General features: G+C 63.4%; 24 protein-coding genes. 16 read left to right on the forward strand and 8 right to left on the reverse strand.

Going from position 1 to position 21,022, the window contains the following annotated elements; translation table 11 throughout:
- Window positions 1–53: 53 nt before the first annotated feature.
- From truA to purF, 10 genes are all read left to right on the forward strand, one after another.
- Complete coding sequence (gene truA, locus BM136_RS01475; RefSeq protein WP_092969666.1) at window positions 54–878, forward strand: tRNA pseudouridine(38-40) synthase TruA; 825 nt, start codon at window positions 54–56, stop codon at window positions 876–878.
- Window positions 875–1,594, forward strand: coding sequence for a phosphoribosylanthranilate isomerase (locus BM136_RS01480; RefSeq protein ID WP_302848159.1), 720 nt, complete (start codon window positions 875–877; stop codon window positions 1,592–1,594). Before truA ends, BM136_RS01480 begins: the two co-directional genes overlap by 4 nt.
- Window positions 1,595–1,689: 95 nt before the next feature.
- A complete protein-coding gene (trpB, locus tag BM136_RS01485) occupies window positions 1,690–2,883 on the forward strand; it encodes a tryptophan synthase subunit beta (RefSeq protein ID WP_092969670.1) in 1,194 nt (397 codons plus the stop codon).
- A 16-nt stretch (window positions 2,884–2,899) separates the two neighbouring features.
- A complete protein-coding gene (locus tag BM136_RS01490; protein WP_092969672.1) occupies window positions 2,900–3,721 on the forward strand; it encodes a DNA-methyltransferase in 822 nt (273 codons plus the stop codon).
- A gap of 14 nt (window positions 3,722–3,735) precedes the next feature.
- Window positions 3,736–4,533: a tryptophan synthase subunit alpha gene (gene trpA / locus BM136_RS01495; RefSeq protein ID WP_092969674.1), complete on the forward strand. Its 798-nt coding sequence runs from the start codon at window positions 3,736–3,738 to the stop codon at window positions 4,531–4,533.
- A 30-nt stretch (window positions 4,534–4,563) separates the two neighbouring features.
- A complete protein-coding gene (accD, locus tag BM136_RS01500; RefSeq protein ID WP_092969676.1) occupies window positions 4,564–5,436 on the forward strand; it encodes an acetyl-CoA carboxylase, carboxyltransferase subunit beta in 873 nt (290 codons plus the stop codon).
- 92 nt (window positions 5,437–5,528) lie between these two features.
- Window positions 5,529–6,827, forward strand: coding sequence for a bifunctional tetrahydrofolate synthase/dihydrofolate synthase (folC, locus tag BM136_RS01505; protein WP_092969678.1), 1,299 nt, complete (start codon window positions 5,529–5,531; stop codon window positions 6,825–6,827).
- 13 nt (window positions 6,828–6,840) lie between these two features.
- On the forward strand, window positions 6,841–7,701 hold the full coding sequence (locus BM136_RS01510; RefSeq protein ID WP_092969680.1) for an SPOR domain-containing protein: 861 nt from the start codon (window positions 6,841–6,843) through the stop codon (window positions 7,699–7,701).
- Window positions 7,702–7,791: 90 nt separating this feature from the next.
- The gene (locus BM136_RS01515; RefSeq protein ID WP_092969682.1) at window positions 7,792–8,289 is read left to right on the forward strand and encodes a CvpA family protein; all 498 of its coding nucleotides are present in this window, start codon (window positions 7,792–7,794) and stop codon (window positions 8,287–8,289) included.
- A 98-nt stretch (window positions 8,290–8,387) separates the two neighbouring features.
- The gene (purF, locus tag BM136_RS01520) at window positions 8,388–9,923 is read left to right on the forward strand and encodes an amidophosphoribosyltransferase (protein WP_092969684.1); all 1,536 of its coding nucleotides are present in this window, start codon (window positions 8,388–8,390) and stop codon (window positions 9,921–9,923) included.
- A 69-nt stretch (window positions 9,924–9,992) separates the two neighbouring features.
- Here the strand turns inward: purF and BM136_RS01525 are convergent, their stop codons facing one another.
- From BM136_RS01525 to BM136_RS01540, 4 genes are all read right to left on the reverse strand, one after another.
- A complete protein-coding gene (locus tag BM136_RS01525; protein ID WP_092969686.1) occupies window positions 9,993–10,814 on the reverse strand; it encodes an ABC transporter permease in 822 nt (273 codons plus the stop codon).
- Window positions 10,815–10,825: 11 nt separating this feature from the next.
- Window positions 10,826–11,788, reverse strand: a complete 963-nt coding sequence (nodI, locus tag BM136_RS01530; RefSeq protein WP_092969688.1) for a nodulation factor ABC transporter ATP-binding protein NodI — start codon at window positions 11,786–11,788, stop codon at window positions 10,826–10,828.
- A 157-nt stretch (window positions 11,789–11,945) separates the two neighbouring features.
- The gene (locus tag BM136_RS01535; protein WP_004634401.1) at window positions 11,946–12,146 is read right to left on the reverse strand and encodes a glycine zipper 2TM domain-containing protein; all 201 of its coding nucleotides are present in this window, start codon (window positions 12,144–12,146) and stop codon (window positions 11,946–11,948) included.
- A gap of 138 nt (window positions 12,147–12,284) precedes the next feature.
- Entirely contained in the window at window positions 12,285–12,695 is a 411-nt protein-coding gene (locus tag BM136_RS01540; RefSeq protein WP_092969690.1) for a PRC-barrel domain-containing protein, read from the reverse strand.
- Between the two features lie 190 nt (window positions 12,696–12,885).
- Here BM136_RS01540 and BM136_RS01545 point away from each other — a divergent pair, with 190 nt between their 5' ends.
- The 5 genes from BM136_RS01545 (at window position 12,886) to BM136_RS01565 (ending at window position 15,595) form a co-directional block, all read left to right on the forward strand.
- Window positions 12,886–13,353: a phasin family protein gene (locus BM136_RS01545; RefSeq protein ID WP_139219325.1), complete on the forward strand. Its 468-nt coding sequence runs from the start codon at window positions 12,886–12,888 to the stop codon at window positions 13,351–13,353.
- Window positions 13,354–13,654: 301 nt separating this feature from the next.
- Window positions 13,655–13,894: a hypothetical protein gene (locus BM136_RS01550; RefSeq protein ID WP_092969692.1), complete on the forward strand. Its 240-nt coding sequence runs from the start codon at window positions 13,655–13,657 to the stop codon at window positions 13,892–13,894.
- Window positions 13,895–14,039: 145 nt separating this feature from the next.
- Window positions 14,040–14,378, forward strand: a complete 339-nt coding sequence (locus tag BM136_RS01555; RefSeq protein ID WP_175537053.1) for a hypothetical protein — start codon at window positions 14,040–14,042, stop codon at window positions 14,376–14,378.
- Window positions 14,379–14,625: 247 nt separating this feature from the next.
- Window positions 14,626–14,877 (forward strand): hypothetical protein, encoded by a 252-nt coding sequence (locus BM136_RS01560; RefSeq protein ID WP_092969694.1) that lies wholly within the window; start codon window positions 14,626–14,628, stop codon window positions 14,875–14,877.
- Window positions 14,878–15,181: 304 nt separating this feature from the next.
- A complete protein-coding gene (locus BM136_RS01565; protein WP_024972523.1) occupies window positions 15,182–15,595 on the forward strand; it encodes a GlcG/HbpS family heme-binding protein in 414 nt (137 codons plus the stop codon).
- A gap of 187 nt (window positions 15,596–15,782) precedes the next feature.
- On the opposite strand, the gene hemP is transcribed toward BM136_RS01565, so the two are convergent.
- The 4 genes from hemP to BM136_RS01585 all read right to left on the reverse strand — a co-directional run bounded on the left by hemP (window position 15,783) and on the right by BM136_RS01585 (window position 18,154).
- Complete coding sequence (gene hemP / locus BM136_RS01570) at window positions 15,783–16,055, reverse strand: hemin uptake protein HemP (RefSeq protein WP_092970693.1); 273 nt, start codon at window positions 16,053–16,055, stop codon at window positions 15,783–15,785.
- Window positions 16,056–16,299: 244 nt separating this feature from the next.
- Window positions 16,300–16,710, reverse strand: a complete 411-nt coding sequence (locus BM136_RS01575) for an ExbD/TolR family protein (RefSeq protein WP_024975369.1) — start codon at window positions 16,708–16,710, stop codon at window positions 16,300–16,302.
- A gap of 9 nt (window positions 16,711–16,719) precedes the next feature.
- Window positions 16,720–17,448: a MotA/TolQ/ExbB proton channel family protein gene (locus BM136_RS01580; protein WP_092969695.1), complete on the reverse strand. Its 729-nt coding sequence runs from the start codon at window positions 17,446–17,448 to the stop codon at window positions 16,720–16,722.
- A gap of 49 nt (window positions 17,449–17,497) precedes the next feature.
- A complete protein-coding gene (locus BM136_RS01585) occupies window positions 17,498–18,154 on the reverse strand; it encodes an energy transducer TonB (RefSeq protein WP_092969697.1) in 657 nt (218 codons plus the stop codon).
- A 515-nt stretch (window positions 18,155–18,669) separates the two neighbouring features.
- Between BM136_RS01585 and BM136_RS01590 the strand changes: the two genes are divergently transcribed.
- Window positions 18,670–20,991, forward strand: coding sequence for an AAA family ATPase (locus BM136_RS01590; RefSeq protein WP_092969699.1), 2,322 nt, complete (start codon window positions 18,670–18,672; stop codon window positions 20,989–20,991).
- Window positions 20,992–21,022 lie beyond the last annotated feature (31 nt).

The following is a 21,022-nucleotide window of genomic DNA, read 5'->3' on the forward strand; positions in this document are numbered from 1 at the left end:
GGCAGGGTGGTATCCTGCCGGCGTTTTTCTTTCCGCACGAGGATTCACACGGCATGACGCGCATCGCGCTTGGCATTCAGTACGACGGTGCCGCGTTTTCGGGTTGGCAATCGCAGCCGCACGGCAACACTGTGCAGGATGCGCTGGAGGAGGCGCTGCGGCAGTTTGCCGGCGTGGCGTTGCCGACCACGGTGGCCGGCCGCACCGATGCAGGAGTGCACGCGCTGGGCCAGGTCGTCCACCTGGATACCGACCTCGTGCGCGAGCCGTTCTCGTGGGTGCGTGGCACCAACGCCTTTCTGCCGCCCACGGTGGCCGTGCGATGGGCGCAGGAGATGCCGGAGGATTTCCACGCGCGCTTCTCCGCCCATCGCCGCACGTATTACTACGCGCTGACCTTCGGCCCGACGCGCGCACCGCTGCTCGAAGACAAGGCCGGCTACGTGATGCTGCCGCCTGGCCAATCCCTTGACGTGGCAACCATGAACGAGGCTGCACAGGCGCTTGTCGGCGAGCACGATTTCTCGTCGTTCCGCGCGGCCGAATGCCAAGCCAAGTCGCCCGTCAAAACGATGTACTCCATCGAGGTGCGAGGCGAGGGTGAATGGGTATTCGTGCGCATTCGCGGCAGCGCCTTCCTGCACCACATGGTGCGCAACATCATGGGGTGCTTGGTGGCGATCGGGCGCGGCCGGCAGCCCGCGTCGTGGATGCGCGATGTGCTGGCTGCCCGCAGCCGCGTAGCCGCCGCCCCGACTTTCATGCCCGACGGCTTGTATCTGGCCGAGGTCGGCTATCCTGATGCTTTCTCGTTGCCGGCCTCTCCGGCATCGTCCAGCCTGTTTCGTGGCGTGTTCGACGAATACGCCGGCCCGTGAATTCCGCTTCCGCCATGCCGTTGCACCGTACCCGTATCAAGCTGTGTGGCCTGACCCAGCCGGCCGACGTCGACCACGCCGTCACGCTCGGCGCCGATGCGATCGGGCTCGTTTTCTATCCGCCCAGCCCGCGTTACGTTCCCACCGAACGTGCGGCAGAGCTGGCCCGCCGCGCTGGTCCGTTCGTCACCGTGACCGGTCTGTTCGTCAACGCCAGCGCGGATGACGTGGCGCGGGTGCTCGACCAAGTGCCGCTTACGCTGCTTCAGTTCCACGGTGACGAGCCGGCAGAACTGTGTGTCGAGATTGCAGCGAAAATGGGGCTGCCCTGGCTGCGCGCCCTGCGTGTTCAGCCCGGGGCCGATTTGGTAGAATTCGCCGATCGGTTTGCCGCTGCCCAAGGTCTGCTGCTCGACGCATTTGTTGAGGGTTATGGCGGTGGCGGCCACATCTTCGACTGGACCCTCATTCCTCCGCAATGGCTCCCGCAATCGCCATCCTTGCCAACCACAAGCGCCGCTCCTCGGCTCGTTTTGAGTGGTGGGTTGAGCGCGCAAAACGTCGCTGGCGCGATTGAACGCGTGCGGCCGTACGCTGTTGACGTCAGCAGCGGGATCGAGGCCGCACGGGGCGTGAAAGACCACGCCCGGATGACCGAATTTGTGCGTGCGGTCCGCGAGGCCGATGCAGCCCTGGGCGCATCGGTTCAGGCCTGAGCCGATCTGGCGGGTTTCTCGCGACGTACGCCTTCCTGAATATCTCCGCCGACGGGTCTTCATCCTGACCTCGGCGGATGCCTCGAGAGATTGCCATGTACAACCTGCCCGACGCCCACGGCCATTTCGGCCCCTACGGCGGTACCTTCGTTGCGGAAACGCTGTCTCACGCGCTCGATGAATTGCGCGACGCCTACGCGCGCTACCAGCACGATCCGGAATTCATCAGGGAATACGAATACGAGCTGAAGCATTTCGTTGGCCGTCCGTCGCCCATCTATCACGCACGCCGCCTGACCGAACACTGCGGCGGCGCGCAGATCTACCTCAAGCGCGAAGACCTGAACCACACCGGCGCGCATAAGGTGAACAACGTGATCGGCCAGGCGCTGCTGGCGCGCCGCATGGGCAAGCCACGCGTGATTGCTGAAACCGGTGCCGGCCAGCACGGCGTGGCCACGGCCACGATCGCCGCGCGCTACGGCATGGAATGCGTCGTCTACATGGGCAGCGAAGACGTGCGCCGCCAGGCCGCCAATGTGTATCGCATGAAGCTACTCGGCGCGACCGTGGTGCCGGTGGAGTCGGGCTCACGCACGCTCAAGGACGCGCTGAACGAAGCGATGCGCGACTGGGTGACCAACGTGGCCGACACCTTCTACATCATCGGCACGGTGGCGGGCCCGCACCCGTATCCGATGATGGTGCGCGACTTCCAGGCCGTGATCGGCGAGGAATGCAAAGTGCAGATGCCGGAGATGACCGGGCGCCAGCCCGATGCCGTCATCGCCTGCGTGGGCGGCGGCTCCAACGCCATGGGCATCTTCTACCCATACATCGACCATGCCGACGTGAAGCTGATCGGCGTGGAAGCGGCGGGCGAGGGCATCGAAACCGGCCGCCACGCCGCGTCGCTCACGGGCGGCTCACCGGGCGTGCTGCACGGCAATCGCACCTATCTGCTGCAGGATGAAGACGGCCAGATCATCGAGACGCATTCGATTTCGGCGGGGCTCGATTACCCGGGCGTCGGTCCGGAGCACGCCTGGTTGAAGGATGTGCGGCGCGCGGAATACGTCGGCATTACCGACAAGGAAGCGCTGCAATCCTTCCACGACCTGTGCCGCATGGAGGGCATCATCCCCGCGCTGGAATCGAGCCATGCGCTGGCGTATGCGTGCAAGCTGGCGCCGACGCTACCCAAGGACAAGATCCTGCTGGTGAACCTGTCCGGCCGTGGCGACAAGGACATGCATACCGTCGCCGAATTCTCCGGCATCAAACTCTAACGGCACTGGCACACGCATGACCGAGCGCGCCATCGACGGCATCTTCAACGAGGACTGCATTACCGGGGTCGGGCATCTGGCCGACGGCAGCGTGGACCTCGTCATCGCCGATCCGCCGTACGGGCTGGGCAAGGATTACGGCAACGACTCCGACAAGCTGTCGGGCGACGCGTACCTCGCCTGGTCCGAGCGCTGGATCGATGCGGTGCGGCCGAAGCTTGCGCGCAACGGATCGCTCTACCTGTTCTGCACGTGGCAATACGCGCCGGAACTGTTCGTCATGCTCAAGCGGCGCCTCACGATGGTCAACGAGATCATCTGGGATCGCCGCGTGCCCAGCATGGGCGGCAGCACGCGCAAGTTCTCGTCGGTGCACGACAACATCGGCTTTTTTGCTGCTTCGCGCGATTACTACTTCGATGTCGACGCCGTGCGCATTCCGTACGATGCCGAGACGAAGAAGGCGCGCAGCCGCAAGCGTTTCGAGGGCAAGAAGTGGCTGGAAGTCGGCTACAACCCGAAAGACGTGTGGAGCGTGTCGCGTCTGCACCGGCAAGACCCGGAGCGCGCAGAGCACCCGACGCAGAAGCCACTGGAATTGGTGGAGCGCATGATCCTGGCAAGCTGCCCGCCGGGCGGCCTGGTGCTGGACCCGTTCCTGGGCAGTGGCACGACGGCTGCCGCGTGTGCAAGGCTCAGCCGCCGTTTCGCCGGCTTCGAGATCAACGCCGACTATTGCCGCGTGGCACGCGAGCGCGTGGCTGCTGTGCATGCCGCCGCCGAATTTGCCGCCCAACCGACTGAATCTCCGGCGCCCGACACCATCAAGGTCGCCTGAAACCTGATCCCCCTATGTCCCGCATCGCTCAAACCTTCTCACAACTCTCTGCGCAGGGCCGCAAAGGCCTGATTCCGTTCATCACGGCCGGCGATCCGTACCCCGAGATGACCGTCGACCTGATGCACGCGCTGGTCAAGGGCGGCTCCAACGTCATCGAACTGGGCGTGCCGTTCTCAGACCCGATGGCCGACGGCCCTGTGATCCAACGTGCGTCGGAGCGCGCATTGGCCAAGAAGGTGGGCCTGCGCACGGTGCTGGACTATGTGCGCACATTCCGCACCACGGATTCAACGACGCCCGTGGTGCTCATGGGCTACGCCAACCCGATCGAACGCATGGGCGTGGATGCCTTTGCCAAGGCTGCATCCGAAGCGGGTGTCGACGGCGTGCTGGTGGTCGACTATCCGCCCGAAGAGTGCGAGGCCTTTGCCAAGACCATGCGCGCCGCCGGCATCGATCCAATCTTCCTGTTGGCGCCCACGTCCACCGAGGCGCGCATCGCCCAGATTGCCCGCGTGGCGAGCGGCTACATCTACTACGTGTCGCTTAAAGGCGTGACAGGCGCGGCCACCATCGACCTGGACGCGGTCGCCGCGCGCATCCCGCAAATTCGCCAGCACGCCCGGTTGCCGGTAGGTGTCGGGTTTGGCATCCGTGATGCGGCAACGGCGCGCGCGATCAGCGGTGTGGCGGATGCGGTGGTCATCGGATCCCGCATTGTGCAATTGCTTGAAGAAGCACCTCGCGAACAAGCGGTACAATACTTGACTGATTTCATCGCAGAGATTCGCCAGGCGCTCGACGCCTGATCTCGGCGACACTGCATTCAAGGAGCACGCATGAGCTGGCTGGACAAACTGCTTCCGCCCAAGATCCAACAGACCGATCCGTCGCAACGCAAGGGCATTCCGGAAGGCCTCTGGGTCAAATGCCCGGCCTGCGAGTCGGTGTTGTACCGTACCGACGTCGAAGCCAATCTGCACGTCTGCCCCAAGTGCGATCATCACATGCGCATTGGCGCGCGTGCCCGTCTGGACGCGCTGCTGGACGCCGAGGGCCGCTATGAGCTGGGCCAGGAGATCCTTCCGGTCGACGCGCTCAAGTTCAAGGACAGCAAAAAGTACCCCGACCGCATCAAGGCGGCCATGGACAACACCGGCGAGACCGATGCCATGGTCGTGCTGGGCGGCGCAATCCATGCGCTGCCGGTGGTGGTAGCTTGCTTCGAGTTCGAGTTCATGACGGGCTCGATGGGCTCTGTAGTGGGCGAGCGTTTCGCGCGTGGCGCACAGATGGCGCTGGAACAGAAGGTTCCGTTCATCTGTGTGACGGCGTCGGGCGGTGCGCGCATGCAGGAAAGCCTGCTGTCGCTCATGCAAATGGCCAAGACCACTGCGATGGTCCAGAAGCTGGCGGAAGCCAAGCTGCCGTTCATCAGCGTGCTGACCGACCCGACCACGGGCGGTGTGTCTGCCAGCTTCGCCTTCATGGGCGACGTGGTGATCGCCGAGCCCAAGGCAATGATCGGCTTTGCCGGCCCGCGCGTGATCGAGCAGACCGTTCGGGAAAAGCTGCCGGAAGGCTTCCAGCGCGCTGAGTTCCTTCTGACGAAGGGCGCCATCGACATGATTGTCGACCGCCGAAACATGCGCCGCGAGATCGCCGAGCTTCTGGCGCTCCTGCAGAAGCAACCGGCCGACGCACTGGCCTGATGCAGCACATCTGTTGAACCGAAGCGCGGGCGTGAGTCCGCGCTTCTTGTTTTTGCGCGGCCCGTTTCCCGAAGCCGCGCCACCTATTTCGCATGCCTACATTCGACACGCTGCCCGACTGGCTGGCCCACCTGGAAACCGCACACCCGGTCGGCATCGACATGGGCTTGGCCCGCATCAGTCGCGTGCGCGAGGCGCTCGGGCTGGAATTCAAGTCAGTCGTCTTTACGGTGGGCGGCACCAATGGCAAGGGCTCGACCTGCGCGATGCTGGAGGCGATCCTGCTGGCGGCCGGCTACAAGGTAGGTTGCCATACTTCGCCGCACCTGATCGACTTTAACGAGCGTGCTCGCGTGAATGGGGAGATCGCCACAGACGCGATGTTGCTGCCGCACTTTGAGGCGGTGGAGCGTGCGCGCTGCAGCTTCCCCGAGCCCGTCAGCCTGACCTATTTCGAATTCACCACGCTGGCGATCATGCATCTGTTCGCCAATGCAGGCCTTGATGCGGTGATCCTGGAAGTCGGCCTGGGCGGCCGATTGGATGCGGTTAACATCATCGATACCGATTGCGCCATCATTACCAGCGTCGATCTCGATCACATGGCCTACCTGGGCGATACCCGCGAGGCGATCGGCTTTGAGAAAGCCGGCATCTTTCGCGCGGGCAAGCCGGCGATCTGCGCTGACCCGGTGCCGCCAATTTCCCTGGTGGAGCACGCCGAGGCCATTGGCGCAGATCTTTGGCTGATCGGCCGCGATTTCAATTTCCAAGGTGACAAGCAGCAGTGGGGCTTTAGCGGCCGCGGGCGCCGTTGGCCTAGCCTCGGGTATCCGGCATTGCGCGGGGCAAACCAGTTGCTGAACGCTTCGGCCGCGCTGGCGGCTTTGGAATCAGTGCGCGACCGGTTGCCGATCTCGGCGCAGGACGTGCGTCTGGGGTTGTCGCAGGTGGTGTTGCCGGGGCGCTTCCAGGTCTTGCCGGGCCGTCCGTCCGTCGTCCTGGACGTTGCGCATAACCCGCACGCGTCGGCTGCGCTGGGCCAGAACCTCGAGAACATGGGTTTTTACCGCTACACCTACGCGGTGTTCGGTGCGATGCAGGACAAGGACATCGCGGGTGTGCTCGGGCACATGCTCGACAAGGTCGATCACTGGTGCCTGACCGACTTGCCGACGCCGCGCGCCGCGAGCGCTGCAAGCCTGGCGCAGGCGCTGGCCGACTGCGGTTTCCGCGCAGGCAAGGAATCGAGCGTGAGCACATTCAGCGATCCCGCCACAGCCTATCGCAACGCCATGGAGCGGGCGACCGAGGATGATAGAATCGTGGTCTTCGGATCGTTCTACACCGTTGCCGGCGTGCTGGCGGAGCGCAAGAGTCGCGCGCACTAAAACCGGGGCCCTCATGGGACTGTTTTCCATCTTTTCCTCCCGCAAGAACGCTGAAGGCGAACGCACACGCGGCGCAGCCGCCGGCAGTGCTGCCGATGTCGCTCGCGATGCGGTGCGTGGTTCGCGCGCATCGTCCACTGCTCGCAGCCGCGCCTCCCGTCGCACCGACGATGACGACGACGGCCTTGATCCCGAACTCCCGCAAAAGCAACGCGCTCGCCGTCGGCTGATCGGCGCCTTGGTGCTGGTTGGCGCTGCCGTCATCGTGTTGCCCCTCGTGTTTGATGCCAAGCCGCGCCCCGTAACCGATGCCGTGGCCGTGCAGATCCAGGATCAGCCGGTTGATCGTGGCGCCAAAGCCTCGACCGATGAGCCGAAGGTCGCCAGCCGGCGTTCCGCGTCGCGTCCGGCAGCCTCGTCGACCGATCAGGCGCAGGCGCTTGACCAAGGCGAAGAGGTGGTTGCGAGCAACGACGCGCCGTCGGAGGCTCAGAACCCGCCGGCTGCAACCAAACCGACGACACCGCCCAAGCCTGTCGCCAGTCTGACGCCACCTGCTGAATCGAAGCCCACAGCGAAACCTGCCCAACCGGCAGCCCAGCCCACACAGCAAACGGCCGCAGCGAGCACCGATGCCAACGGCGGCAAGTTCATTCTCCTGATTGGCGCGTTCGCTTCCGAAGACCGCGCCCGAAATTGGCTGGGCAAGCTCAAGAGCGAGAAGATTCCGGGTTACATCGAACACAAGAAGGTGCCTGAGAAGGGCGATCTGGCCTTGCTGCGAGCGGGTCCGTTCAACGATCGTGCATCCGCCGAGGCGGCGCAGAAGCGTGCCGAGCAGATCGGCCTGACGCCGAAGCTCGTGCAGCAATGACAATGCGGTCGAACGTGTACATAGCGCGCTCGCCAAGTTTGCTGATTCACCCCGCTGCATTCCACGCCAGTCAATCCGAGCCGCTGCCAGATGCAACCGACTTTCTTTGACTACGGCGTGCTGTTCATCATCGTCACGTCGGCGCTGATTGGGTTGTTTCGGGGGCTGATCCGCGAAGTGCTGGCGCTCCTCGGGTGGTTGTTTGCGGCGTGGGTGGCATACACGTTTTCAGGCGTGGCGGCCGGCTGGATGCCGGAATCGCTGCCGGGCGGCCCGGTCGCACGCACCGTTCTCGGTTTCGTCCTACTGTTTATCGTGACGGTGATTGCATCTTCGCTGGTGGGTGCGCTGCTCTCGGCGGCCCTGGCGAGCGCGGGGCTCAAGCCGGCGGATCGCGGTCTGGGTATGGTGTTCGGGTTGGCACGCGGTGGCGTGATCATCCTCGTACTGATGACGGTGGCCGGTTTTACCAGCCTGCCTGAGCAGCCGTTCTGGCGCGATGCGATGACAAGGCCTTACGCGGAGCAGGCAGTACAGGCAGCCAAGCCGTTGTTGCCACCGGATGTCGCGAAGTATGTTCACTATTGATCTGGAGCGTCTGGCCACAAGCTAGGCAATCCGGGAAGCTTTTTCGGCGCCCGCAACGGGTGTGGGCGCCACCAAATACGTTCTCGCTGGAGTTCGACATGTGCGGTATCGTTGGGGTGGTCTCAGCCACGCCCGTCAATCAGCTGATCTACGACAGTCTGTTGCTCCTGCAACATCGCGGGCAAGACGCGGCGGGCATTGCCACCGCTTCAGGCAGCACTTTCCACATGCACAAGGCCAACGGCATGGTGCGTGACGTGTTCCGCACGCGCAACATGCGCGGTCTGCCGGGTACGAGCGGCATCGGTCAAGTGCGCTATCCGACCGCAGGTTCCTCCAGCGAGGAAGAGGCCCAACCGTTCTATGTCAACGCGCCGTTCGGCATCGTGCTGGCACACAACGGCAACCTGACGAACTCGGATCAACTGCGCGACGAGATGTTCCGGCGTGACCGCCGCCACATCAACACGCAGTCCGACTCCGAAGTGCTGCTCAACGTGCTGGCCGACGAGCTGCAACGCGCCAGCAACGACATCCCGCTGAATCGCGATTCCATCTTCACGGCGGTGGAAGGCCTGCACCGTCGTGTGCGCGGTTCGTATGCCATCGCTGCCGAGATTTCCGGCTACGGCGTGCTGGCTGTGCGTGACCCGTTCGGCATCCGCCCGCTTGCACTGGGAAGCCAGGAAACGCCGGATGGCGACATCGAATACATGGTTGCCTCGGAATCGGTGGCGCTGGAAGGCATCGGCTTCAAGTTCGAGCGTGATGTGGCCCCCGGCGAAGCCATCTTCATCGATCTCGAGGGCAAGCTGCACACCAAGCAGTGCGCCGCGAACCCGGTGCTTTCACCATGCATTTTTGAATACGTGTACCTCGCCCGTCCGGACTCCCGCATGGACGGCGTGTCGGTGTACGACGCACGCCTGCGCATGGGCGATTACCTGGCCGAGAAGATCAAGCGCGAGGTGACCGACAAGATCGACGTGGTGATGCCGATTCCGGATTCGTCGCGTCCGGCCGCCATGCAAGTGGCCAACCACCTGGGCGTGCCGTATCGCGAAGGCTTCTTCAAGAACCGCTACGTGGGCCGCACCTTCATCATGCCGGGCCAGGCGGTGCGCAAGAAGTCCGTGCGCCAGAAACTCAACGCCATGGCGATCGAGTTCAAGGACAAGAACGTGCTGATCGTCGACGACTCCATCGTGCGGGGTACGACGTCGTCGGAGATCGTGCAGATGGCGCGCGATGCCGGTGCGAAGAAGGTGATCTTCGCTTCGGCTGCGCCGCCGGTGAAGTTCCCGAACGTGTACGGTATCGACATGCCGACGCGCGGCGAACTGGTCGCTTATGGCCGCACGCACGAAGAGATCGCCAAGATCATCGGCGCAGACCAGCTGGTGTACCAGGACGTGGAAGACATGAAGCGTGCCGTACGCGACGTCAATCCTGCGCTGAAGGATTTCGACGCCTCGTGCTTTGACGGCAAGTACGTGACGGGCGACATTGATGAGGCTTACCTCGATCGTCTGGAGGCCGCGCGCAACAGCTCGGCCAAAGCCGACCGTGAGAATGCGCAGAACGATGATCCGCGTACGCAGCTGCACCTGCAGCGCTCTGCCGTGAACGAGTAAATCTCGAACGCAGCAAAAGAAAAGCCCGTCATTGCGACGGGCTTTTTTGTTGGGCGTTGCGATCGTGCCTTACTTGAGCATGCGACGGCGGAGCAGCCACAGACAAAGCAGCAGCGCGGCCACGGCGTACAGCACCAGCACGCCAAGGTGCAGCAGGATGTTGTCGGGCGTGCGACCCAGCATCAGCGGGCGGATCAGGTCCACCGCGTGCGGCAATGGCAGCACGCTCGTCGCCGCGCGCACGGGCGCCGGCAGTTGCGACAGCGGGAAGAACACGCCCGAGAGCAGCATCATCGGCGTGATCACCAGCGTTTGGTAGAACATGAAGAAGTCGTAGTTGGGCGCAAGCGCCGTCATGTTCATCGCCAAGCAGGCAAAGGTGAAGCCGGTCAGCACGATGACGGGCAGAGCCAGCAGCGCCTGCGGCATCGACGCATACCCGAGCGCCCCCGCGACCAACATGATCGCCAGGCCTGAGAGCACGGACTTGCTGGCAGCCCAGAACAGCTCGCCGAGGACGACGTCGCCCAGGCTGAGCGGCGCGTACAGAATCGCCTCCCACGTGCGTTGCACATGCATGCGCGAAAACGCGGAGTACATCGCCTCAAAGCTCGCCGACATCATCGTGCTGGACGCCACGGTGCCGGCCGCCAGGAAGGCGATATACGACACGCCGTCAACGCGCCCGACGAGCAGGCCGAGCCCGAGACCCAGACCGAACAGGTAGATCATTGGGTCGGCCAGGTTGCCGGCCATCGATGGAATGGCCAGCTTGCGCCACACCATGAAGTTGCGCAGCCAGACGTACTGCCAGTTGCGGAAGTTCAGTGGCAGCAGCGGCTGCGGAAAGGCCTGTTTCTGCGTTGGAGTGAGTGCGGTTTCAGTGGACATGGGCGGTTCTCTCAATCACGCATTTCGCGGCCGGTCAGGCGCAGGAACACATCTTCGAGATTGGCCGGGCGGTGCAGGTAGCGCAGCCCAGGCATGGTGTGCGTTTCTGCCTGCGTGCGCAGCGCGGCCACCAGCGGCTGCGGATCGCGTGCATAGCAGAAGAGTGTCTCGCCGCTGGTTTCGACGCGGTCAGCGAGCGGTGTGAGCAGCGTGCGCAGGGCGTTGAGGTCGTCACCATAGACTTCAACGACGTCGCAGCCGATTTCGCGCGCGATGAGTTCTTGAGGCTTGCCTTGCGCGATCTTCCGGCCGTTGTCGATCACGCAGAGCTCATCGCACAGGCGCTCGGCTTCTTCCATGAAATGCGTGGTCAGCAAGATGGTCTTGCCGGCGGCGAGCAATGAGCGCAGGCGCTCCCAGATCAGGTGCCGCGCTTGCGGGTCGAGCCCCGTGGTGGGCTCGTCCATGACGAGGATGTCGGGATCGTTGATCAGCGCGCGCGCGACCGTCAGCCGCCGCTTCATGCCGCCCGAGAGCGCGCGTACAGGCGCATCGGCTTTCTGTTCGAGCCGCGCGAACTCCAGCAGGGTAGGAATGCGCTCGCGGATGGTGGCGGACGACAGGCCAAAGTAGCGTCCGAAGATGCGCAGGTTTTCCGAGACGGAGAAATCAGGGTCGAGATTGTCGAACTGCGGCACGACACCCACGCGCATGCGCGCGCGGTGTGCGGCTTCGGGAACCGGCTCGTCGCACAGTCTCAGACTGCCCGCATCGGGCATCGTCATCCCGAGCAGCATGCGCAGCGTGGTGGTCTTGCCGGCGCCGTTGGGGCCAAGCAGGCCGAAGCACTGGCCGCGCCGGACGCTGAAGCTGAGGTTGTCGACGACCGTCTGGTCACCGTAACGTTTGCGCAGGCCCTCGACGCGCAGGATCGGTGTGCTGCTCACGCCAAAACCCTCTTGCTCGTATCGCACATTGCCTCCGTTGCAAAACGCCGATTATGCGCCGGCATTCGCATATGCGTATGAGGGGAATGTGCAATGGCAGTGCGCCGCTCTCAGGCAACAAAAAGGGCCAGGCGATATGGCCTGGCCCGAGCTTGCAGCGCGCGCATCGCTGCGCGCCGGGGGGCTACTTGGTGACGGCGTTACCGACCACGCCACCCAGTGCCGCACCACCCAGCGTGGCGCCCGGACCGCCCCAGATGGCCGCCCCGGCGACACCACCTGCGGCTGCGCCTAGCGCAGTATTGCGCTGCTTTGGCGTCATGTCCGCGCATCCGCTGACGGATGCCAATGCGGCCGCCAGAATCAAGGATACGAAGGCACGCATAACAAACTCCTTTTGTCGTCTGTGTATCTTCATTCAAGAACACGCAGGCCAGTATGTGCAGGTCAGGTTGCCTGAAAGGCGTGTCGGCCGATTCCCACACCTTCAGCGCGGCTGCGGAGGACAAAGTTCCCCCGGGCATCAGGCCTTGGCAGGCTTTGGCTGACGCTCGTACTTGAATTCGGGCAGCGCCTTGATGGCGTCTTTGGTCGCGCCCGGCAGCACAATCCTGCCCTGGTCGTACTGGAACTGATTCACGGGAATGGCCACGTCATAACGGCCCACACCCACGAAGCCGCCCGCACCAACGATAGCGAACGAGACGGCATTCTCGGGCGTCACGATCAAGTCCTGCACATCGCCGACCTTCTCCTTGCCCTCGTTGTAGACCGGCTTGCCGAGCACCTGCTTCTTCACACTCACGCCTTTGATGACGGCATCGAGTTCGGTAACGGATACCCCTAGCGCAGCGTGGCCCGCGACCTGCGCGAAAGCCTGCGGTGTGGCGGCAATGGTGGCGCTAGCGATCAGGGCAGCGGCGAGACGTTTCATCGTGACTCCGTGGTTTGGTGAATGAGGCGTTCGACTCTAACGCGCACATGGCCGGCACCGCAGGCGAAGACGTCCGAAACGTATGTAGGACAAACGGGTGAGGTCAAGGAAATCGGCGTCGCGCGCAGCTACACTGAAACGCCCGGCACATGCTGGACGTATTTACCGATCTCACGAGGGAGTAACCGACATGATGACTCTGGAGCAACTCGGCGTTCTGCAACGATCACAGCTCGAAACCTGGATGGCCGTCACGGAAGAGGCCGTAAACGGCGTCAATCGCCTGATCGGGCTCAATCTGCAGGCCCTCAAGACCGGTCTTGGCGAGACGGAGCACTGCCTGCACGACGCTGCGGGTGCGCAGGACGCCGGCCAATGGTGGAACGCACAAGCGCGTTATCTGCAACCTGCCGGCGAACGCGTCTCCGGCTATACGCGCAACTTTGTTGAGATCGGCGTGGAGACCCAAAATGGGATCGCCCGCGCCTTGCAACGTCACGGTGATGAAGTCCGCCGCCAATGGGGCTTCGTCGCGGAGAACCTAGTGGACGCTGCGCCTCCTGGCGCCGAGGCGGCCGTGAATTTCTTCAAAGCATCGGTCGGCCTGGAAGTAGCCGCCGCAGAGGCGGCGGAAGACGCGGTGCGAGCCGATTCCTGAGGCCAAGTGACGTAGCCGTCAAGGACGGTGCGGCACATTAAGGCTCCTCTGTACGGGTGAGAAGCGTCGGCGTGGGCCGACAGTCATTTCGGTACAGTCCTACAAAAGGGCGCGGGCGGAGGTCGACACTCTGTCCGTGCGCGCGTCTTTACACTTCCTACATGCCTATCAACATGTAGGAGGTTGTCATGCCCTATCTCGTTGCGTGGCTCTTGGGTGTTCCCGCGCTTGTGTTGCTGGTGATCTGGCTTTTCGTGCATTGACACGAAGCTAGGCCTATCCAATACAAACCGGAGGACACATGACTTTCCGAGACGACTGCAAAATCGAGGTATCTGCCTATGAACTCTCGCCGCAAGCCTGGCGCGCCGAAGTGAGCATCCTGCGCGCCAGCAACGGTGAGACCCTCTTAGCCCGTACAACCGTGCGCGAATCGGCGAATACGTATCCGAGTGCGGCGAGCGCGCTGGAAGCCGCGCGAGCGTATGCCGAGGCGATGATCGCCTCCGGCGAGTTCGACTGCAGCCCCGTGCTTGACTGACGGAGCGTCCCTTGTGGGTGGTGTGGCGTTACGTTCTGTTACTAATTCGCCAGCACCGTATCACCTGTGTCAGCGGCTCTGAATACAATACAGATACCGTATTTCGCGCCGGCTACGGATTCGCCCGGCGCTTCAGCTGCAGGTGATGAAGATGATTCGACGCAATGTGCTGTGGATTGCAGGTGCAGCCGCGCTGGCAGTGCTGGCCGTGCCGCAGATGGCGTCGGCGCACGTGAGCGTCGGCATCGGGTTTGGCGTGCCGGTGGCCCCTGTGTATGTGGCCCCTGCACCGGTGTACTACCCACCGCCGCCTCCGCCTCCGGTCTACTACGCGCCACCGCCGCCGGCGTATTACGCCCCGGCGCCCGTGTATTACGGTCCGCCCGCTTACGGCCCGGCACCTGTTGTGGTGGGCGCAGGCTGGTACCGTTGGGGCCCGCGTTATCGCTGGTACGATGGCCGTCACTGGGGCCACTGGCGCTAAGCGGCGCACCCGCCAAGAGAAAGGCTCCTTCGGGAGCCTTTTTTTCTTAGACGGCAGGTGCCCGTGTGGCACGGCATGTGCGTGGATTTGGATGACGGGTAAGCGCGCCACCGCCCCGTGACAAAGCAGCGCGGTGCAGAACTGGGCGCCCGCTACCCGGTCGATATGACGTCCGCGTGAACGACGCGGACACGTGTGCCGCAGCGGCGCACGTCATGTTCGCAGTGTCATGACCAAAGGAGTCCTCATGCAAGTCACCACGCAACGCTTTGCAACGCGCACCCTGGTTGCGGCCGCAAGCGGCTTGGCCCTGGCGCTAGGCGCGGCGGTCGCGCACGCCGGGTCGATCGATCCGTATCAGGCCAACCACAAGGTGAGCCGCGCCGATCCGTACACCGACGGTGCCAAGGTAAGTCGCGCTGATCCGTACACCGATGGCGCGAAAATGGAACGCGCCGACCCGTACACCGATGGCGCCTGCACCGATCGCCAGCCGTAAAGGAAGAGCGGCAGGCGCTGTCGCATCGCAACATCAAGCCCGGGCGATACCCGGGCTTTTTCTTTGTGCATCTTTCTGACGAAGCCTCGTGTTAACGTCGGCCCGCAACGTCCCGCGAAACGCTGGCGTACGGCGCAAGCGGAACGATCCTCAACCATACTGAAGCGCAGGAATGTATCGGCTCTTTTGCGTCATTGGTTCAGGAAGAGTCGTGGAAGCGGTCGATGCCAGTGGCATACTTTCGCCTAATACGGGCTCTGTGCAGCCCTTGCGCCATTGCATTACAACCACCAAGGAGAACGTCATGAAAACGAAACCGTGCCTGTGCCAGGACGATGTCACCAAGATCCTGGACGCTGCCGAGAAAGAAGCGCGTGCGCACCAATGGAACGTGACGATCGCCGTGGTAGACGATGGCGGCCATCTGATGGGCCTGCGCCGCATGGACGGCTGCGCCACCATCTCGGCATACATCGCTCCGGAAAAGGCGCGTACCGCAGCGCTGGGCCGTCGCGAGTCGAAGATCTACGAAGACATCATCAACAACGGTCGCATCTCGTTCCTGTCGGCGCCGCATCTGCAGGGCATGCTCGAAGGTGGCGTGCCGGTGATGGTGGAAGGCGTCTGCGCCGGTGCGGTCGGTGTGTCGGGCGTGAAGTCGACCGAGGATGTCGTGATCGCCAAGGCGGGTATCGCCGCTGTGAACGTGATTTGCTGATACGCGATCACGCAACAGATTTAAAGGGAAGGGCGCGGCGGAGGTCGCGCCCTTTCTCTTTGGGCGCGGTGGGGAGAAAGAAGGGCTTGGCTGGCAGTCGTCCGGCAATGCGGAATGACGACGGCTGGCTACGGCCGAATGTCTCCTGAGAGAGACGTCCCCACAAAAGCCGGTGCGTGTTGCAGTGTTACTTGGTCAGAATCAGCTTGCCGAAGCGCGTCACGCGCAGCGTGTAGATTGCGCCGTTGTGGCGTATGGCCACGGCGTTCTGACCGGCAAAGAGTTGTTCAGAAGTCATCGTCCGCGTGTCGCCGATGGTGGCGACTGGCATATCGCGAACGGTCTGGGCCGCGGGCGTTGCGGCAGCGGTGTTCAGGTCAGCGGGCTGCTTACGGGCGACGATGACGTGACGACGGCGGGTCACGGTGCGTCCAGCGTCTTGGTGTTCGGAAGCGTTCATGGCGATGTCCTGGCGGGCGGAAGCATGGGCTGAGACGTTGGCTGGCAAAGGGTCTCCAGCGAATGCCAAATAGATTAAATGAGAATCGTTATCATTACAAGCGTGGACTGACGATGTGCTGATCCACGCCTGAAAAAACAAAACCGGGCGCGAGGCCCGGTCGTGTAGATGTGCTGTGAGCCAGCCGTGCCGCGACGCCGGACGTTCTGCGAGAACGGCGGTCGGGCAACGTGGTGATGCCGCCTTAGTGCTGCGGCTCCGTCACGAAACCAATGCGCGACAGGCCGCCCCGCTGGATGGAGGCCATCACCTGCGCCACGCGCTCGTAGCGCACGTTGCGGTCAGCGCGCAGGTGCATTTCCGGCTGCGGCTGCTGCTGCGCGGCCTGCGCGATGTCGGCCTGCAGCGTCGCTTCGTCAACGGGCTGGTTGTTCCAGAACACCTGGCCGTCTGCGTTGATCTCGACGTTCACGCTTTGCGGCTTGGCGTCGTCGGGTTTGTTGGATGCGCGCGGCAGGTCGATCTTCACCGCGTGGTTGATTACCGGAATGGTGATGATGAAGATGATCAGCAGCACCAGCATGACGTCGACCAGCGGCGTCATGTTGATCTCGCTCATCACCTCGTCGTCGCTGTCGAAAGATCCGAAGGACATGGCCGCTCCTTACTGCTGCTTGACTGCCGCCAGACGCACGCCGGCTTCATCACGCGAAGCGCCCGGGCGCAGGCGCGCGCCTGTCACGAAGTAGGCGTGCAGATCGTGCGCGAAGCGGTTGAGCTTGGCGATGATGGCTTTGTTGCCGCGCGTGAGCGCGTTGTAGCCGAGCACCGCCGGAATGGCGACGGCCAGACCGAAGGCCGTCATGATGAGCGATTCACCCACAGGGCCAGCCACCTTGTCGATGGTCGGCACGCCCACGGCGCCGATGCCGAGCAGGGCGTGATAGATGCCCCACACCGTGCCGAAGAGGCCGACGAACGGTGCAGTTGAGCCGACCGATGCCAGCACGGCCAAGCCCGATTGCATCTGGCCCACGGCCTCATCGATGGCGCTCTTGAGCGAGCGCGTGATCCAGTCGGAGATGTCCATCACATCGTGCAGCTGCGGCTGGCTCGCGCGGTGATGCTGCGCGGCCTCGCGGCCGGTCTGCGCCAGCGTGTGGAACGGGTTGTCCTTGGCCGAGCCCAGCGTCTGCATGGCGTGATCGAAATCGTCCGAGTGCCAGAAACGCTTTTCAGCGCCTTGCGCCATCGACTTCAGACGCACGATGTCCCACGCCTTGGTGAAGATGACGATCCACGAGGCGAGCGACATGATGAGCAGCAGAATCGCCGTGGCGCGGGTGACGATATCGCCTTGTGTCCAGAGGTGGGAAAGACCGAGTTCCTGCATGATGAATGTCCTGAATTGAGCGAGAGGCTAAGCGAGAAGCGGGATCGAATTAGTTATCGAGCTTGAAGACGAACGGCTTGCTGGCCACCACGGGCACGGCATGGCCGTTCTGCTTGTAAGGGCTGCACTTGATGGCACGCGCGGCGTCGGTGGCAGCACGGTCAAGGCGCGGCGAGCCGGACGACGAGGTGACCGCCACGTTGGTGACTTCACCGGCCGTGCCGATGGAGATCTTGACCATGGCGCGGCCTTCCTCGCCCATTTTCTGCGACATGCTGGGATAGACGAGCGGCGGATCGCTGCACTGGATGTCGTTGATACCGACGCTGATCGGGCCAGATGAAACCGGTGCCGGTGCGGGAGCAGGTTCTGGAGCCGGTGCCGGCGGCGTGGGCGGTGCGGCAGGCACCACGGGCGCGTTGTCCGACGGCGGCAGCGTGGGCGTCGGCATCGGCGTGGGCTTGGGTTGCGCGACCGGCTTGACGATGTTGACGGGCTTGGGCGCCTCTTGCTTGATCGGCTGCTGCTTGGGCGGCTCCGGTTGCTTGATCGGCTCAGGCGCGGCCGGAATGATGTGCGCCTGGATTTCGAGTGGTTCTTCGACAGGCGGGCGCGGGGCGATCAAGCCAAGCTGGATCAGCATCAGCACGCCCGCGTGCAGCAACAGCACGACCACCAGAATCTTGAGAGTACGAGGGTGAATCATCAACGACCGGGAATCGAAAGCAGAAAAAAGGAATGCAATGCGATGGTGGTGGGATGAACAACGAAAGCGGCGCAGCGTCAGCGCTTGCCGAAAACAATCAATGAAACCCCAATGCTGATGAGCAGACTCAGGAGCAATTCCATGGCGCCTAGCGTTGAAGCCGGCGGGGTCGCCGCCAGCGTGACAGGTATTGTAGGCCCGCAACTGCAACAGTGTTGCGACAACCGAGCACAGTTTGCGTTCAGTCTATTGGGTCGATAGGCAAAGTATAAACGATAATGATTCCTATTTGCGCGCAATTCCCTCTCTTTCGTGGGGTGAGGCTCACGTCCAGACGGCTGATGGCGAGAAACTGCCTGTGCAGGCGGTTGGCCATTCGAGGCGCTGCGGGCTCGCAACTTGCAAAGACACGGGTCCACCCGGGGTACGCTGTGTGCGCAAACGCGCTAGGATGAAAATCATTCAAACACGGTGACCGGCCGGCCAACCGTGAAACGGGGAAGAAGGGGGCGACCATGGATGAAGCCAACCTCAACATGGACGACGCTGACGACGATGGTACGTTCGTCCCCACGGGCGGCAGGCAGCCGCAGGCGCTGCTGTTGTCGTCGCTGGATTCCATGTGCGCGCAGTTTGCGCTGCGCACGGTCTGCGCGATGGGCCTGCGCTTCAACCTGCGCACCAATATCAATGACATCCTCACCGTGTGCGCGCCGGAGCTGATCTGGCCCGTGACGGTCATCCAGCGGCTGCAGCGCTTTCTGTCTGCACGCTGCGCCGACATGCCGGGCTGGCGCGCGGTCGGCAAGCTCGACCTGCCCACCTTCATGGACCGCCACGGCCAGTGGAGTAGCGCCTTCGATGAAGGCTCGCTCTTCTATTACCTCGACGAGTACGTCAAGCATCACGCCAAGGACATGTTCACCGTGTTCGGCGCGTCGTGCGATGCGCTGGGCGAGCGGCTCTCCGGTGAACGTGTCCTGCTGGTCGGCAACATCGACATGCTGGCCCGCGTGCTCGGCCTGCCGCCGCACGAACGCGCGCTGCTGCTGTTTGCCTCCCTGGTGAAATACAAGCGCGATCTGCGCGCAGTGATGGTCGATTGCAAGGTCGCGCACAGCCAGGAAGCGTTCCAGCTGCTCGCCAGCCTGGCGGGCGCAAGCACGTCCGAAATTGCTGCGTCATTGCGGCCCGGTTCGCGGCTGGAGACGCTGGGTCTCATCGAACCGCCGCTGCCGGAGAACAGCGTCACCGACCTGGGCGATCTGATGCGCATCTCCGACCGCCTGCTGCACGTGCTGCTGGGCGACTACGCTAGCGAGGCGGACATGATGGCCGTCTTCACGCGCCCGGCACCGCCGACCACGCTGTCGCAGTCCGATTACCCGCATGTGGAAACCGACGCGCGCTACCTGACCGCGCTGTTGGAGAACGCGTCGCAGCAGCGCGCCTCGGGCGTCAACATCCTGCTGTACGGCGCGCCTGGTACCGGCAAAACGGAACTGGCCCGAGTGCTGGCGCGTGACGCCGGTTGCGAACTGTACGAAGTGGATTGCCTCGACAAGGACGGCAACAGCCTCACGGGCAAAGACCGCTACCGCTCGCTGCAGGTGTCGCAGGCGTTCCTGCGCGGGCGGCCCGGCGCGGTACTGCTGTTCGACGAGGTGGAAGACGTATTCCCCGGCCCGACGCGTGAGCTGATGAGCCTCTTCGGCCACGAAGAGCCGCGGGGCTCCGTCAACGGCAAGGCGTGGGTGAACCAGACGCTGGAGCAGAACCCCGTGCCGGTGATCTGGGTGTCGAATTCCATCCGCCAGATCGACCCGGCATACCTGCGCCGTTTCCAGTTCCATCTTGAGCTGAAGGTGCCGCCGGCGACGGTGCGCGAGAGCATCATCCGCAAGCACCTGGAGGGGCTGGAGGTGTCGGACGCGTTCATGGCCAAGCTGGCGGCGCGCAAGACGCTCACACCTGCGCAAATCGATTCTGCCGCACGCTTTGCGCGCCTGACGCAGCCGGCAATGGAAGAGTCCGCCGAATCACTGATCGAGCGTCAGCTCGACCACGCGGATCAGGCGATGGGCTTGCGGCCAGACGTGCAGGCGCATCGCGTCGTGACTGAATACAAGCTGGATTATCTGAACCTGGAGACGCGGTTTTCCGTCGAGCGCATCATCGAAGCGCTGCGCGTGCGGCGACGCGGCACGCTGTGCTTCTACGGGCCGCCGGGCACGGGCAAGACGGTGCTGGCCGAACACATTGCTGCGCAGCTCGACATGCCGTTGATGATTCGCCGTGCGTCGGACTTGATGAGCAAGTACGTCGGCGAAACCGAGCAGCAGATTGCAGCGATGTTTTCGCGAGCCGAAGAGGAGCGTGCACTGCTCCTGCTCGACGAGGCGGACAGTTTCATGCAGAGCCGCCAGGGTGCGGTGCGCAATTACGAAGTGTCGGAAGTCAACGAGATGCTGCAGGGCATGGAGCGCTTTGACGGCATCTTCGTCTGTACGACCAACTTGTTTGATCGGATTGACGAAGCGGCGCTGCGGCGGTTTGCGTTCAAGATCCGCTTCAAGCCGCTGGTGCGTGCGCAGCGCGAGCAGATGTTCATTGCGGAAGCGCTGGGCGGCAAAGCTGAGGCGCTCAAGCCTGTGTGGCGCGAGATGCTGGCGTCGCTCGACATGCTCACGCCGGGCGATTTTGCGGTGGTCAAGCAGCAGTCTTTGCTGTTGGGCGAGACGCTTGACCCGGAATCCTTCCTCGCACAATTGCGACAGGAGCATTCCATCAAGCCGGAACTGCGCGAGCGGCGCTCCATCGGATTCACACTGCGCTGACGCTTAACGCATATCAAGCGCATGCAGACGC

It is taken from the genome of Ralstonia sp. NFACC01 (assembly GCF_900115545.1).
Taxonomy (GTDB): domain Bacteria; phylum Pseudomonadota; class Gammaproteobacteria; order Burkholderiales; family Burkholderiaceae; genus Ralstonia; species Ralstonia mojiangensis.

Coding starts and splice junctions, on each gene's coding strand:
- BM136_RS01585 (WP_092969697.1), bottom strand. CDS start 18,154: ATGATTCACCCTCGTACTCTCAAGATTCTGGTGGTCGTGCTGTTGCTG.
- BM136_RS01565 (WP_024972523.1), top strand. CDS start 15,182: ATGAAAACGAAACCGTGCCTGTGCCAGGACGATGTCACCAAGATCCTG.
- BM136_RS01515 (WP_092969682.1), top strand. CDS start 7,792: ATGCAACCGACTTTCTTTGACTACGGCGTGCTGTTCATCATCGTCACG.
- BM136_RS01535 (WP_004634401.1), bottom strand. CDS start 12,146: ATGCGTGCCTTCGTATCCTTGATTCTGGCGGCCGCATTGGCATCCGTC.
- BM136_RS01510 (WP_092969680.1), top strand. CDS start 6,841: ATGGGACTGTTTTCCATCTTTTCCTCCCGCAAGAACGCTGAAGGCGAA.
- trpB (WP_092969670.1), top strand. CDS start 1,690: ATGTACAACCTGCCCGACGCCCACGGCCATTTCGGCCCCTACGGCGGT.
- BM136_RS01550 (WP_092969692.1), top strand. CDS start 13,655: ATGACTTTCCGAGACGACTGCAAAATCGAGGTATCTGCCTATGAACTC.
- BM136_RS01580 (WP_092969695.1), bottom strand. CDS start 17,448: ATGCAGGAACTCGGTCTTTCCCACCTCTGGACACAAGGCGATATCGTC.
- trpA (WP_092969674.1), top strand. CDS start 3,736: ATGTCCCGCATCGCTCAAACCTTCTCACAACTCTCTGCGCAGGGCCGC.
- BM136_RS01555 (WP_175537053.1), top strand. CDS start 14,040: ATGAAGATGATTCGACGCAATGTGCTGTGGATTGCAGGTGCAGCCGCG.
- hemP (WP_092970693.1), bottom strand. CDS start 16,055: ATGAACGCTTCCGAACACCAAGACGCTGGACGCACCGTGACCCGCCGT.
- BM136_RS01560 (WP_092969694.1), top strand. CDS start 14,626: ATGCAAGTCACCACGCAACGCTTTGCAACGCGCACCCTGGTTGCGGCC.
- purF (WP_092969684.1), top strand. CDS start 8,388: ATGTGCGGTATCGTTGGGGTGGTCTCAGCCACGCCCGTCAATCAGCTG.
- BM136_RS01575 (WP_024975369.1), bottom strand. CDS start 16,710: ATGTCCTTCGGATCTTTCGACAGCGACGACGAGGTGATGAGCGAGATC.
- BM136_RS01590 (WP_092969699.1), top strand. CDS start 18,670: ATGGATGAAGCCAACCTCAACATGGACGACGCTGACGACGATGGTACG.
- BM136_RS01540 (WP_092969690.1), bottom strand. CDS start 12,695: ATGAAACGTCTCGCCGCTGCCCTGATCGCTAGCGCCACCATTGCCGCC.
- BM136_RS01545 (WP_139219325.1), top strand. CDS start 12,886: ATGATGACTCTGGAGCAACTCGGCGTTCTGCAACGATCACAGCTCGAA.
- BM136_RS01490 (WP_092969672.1), top strand. CDS start 2,900: ATGACCGAGCGCGCCATCGACGGCATCTTCAACGAGGACTGCATTACC.
- truA (WP_092969666.1), top strand. CDS start 54: ATGACGCGCATCGCGCTTGGCATTCAGTACGACGGTGCCGCGTTTTCG.
- BM136_RS01525 (WP_092969686.1), bottom strand. CDS start 10,814: ATGTCCACTGAAACCGCACTCACTCCAACGCAGAAACAGGCCTTTCCG.
- folC (WP_092969678.1), top strand. CDS start 5,529: ATGCCTACATTCGACACGCTGCCCGACTGGCTGGCCCACCTGGAAACC.
- accD (WP_092969676.1), top strand. CDS start 4,564: ATGAGCTGGCTGGACAAACTGCTTCCGCCCAAGATCCAACAGACCGAT.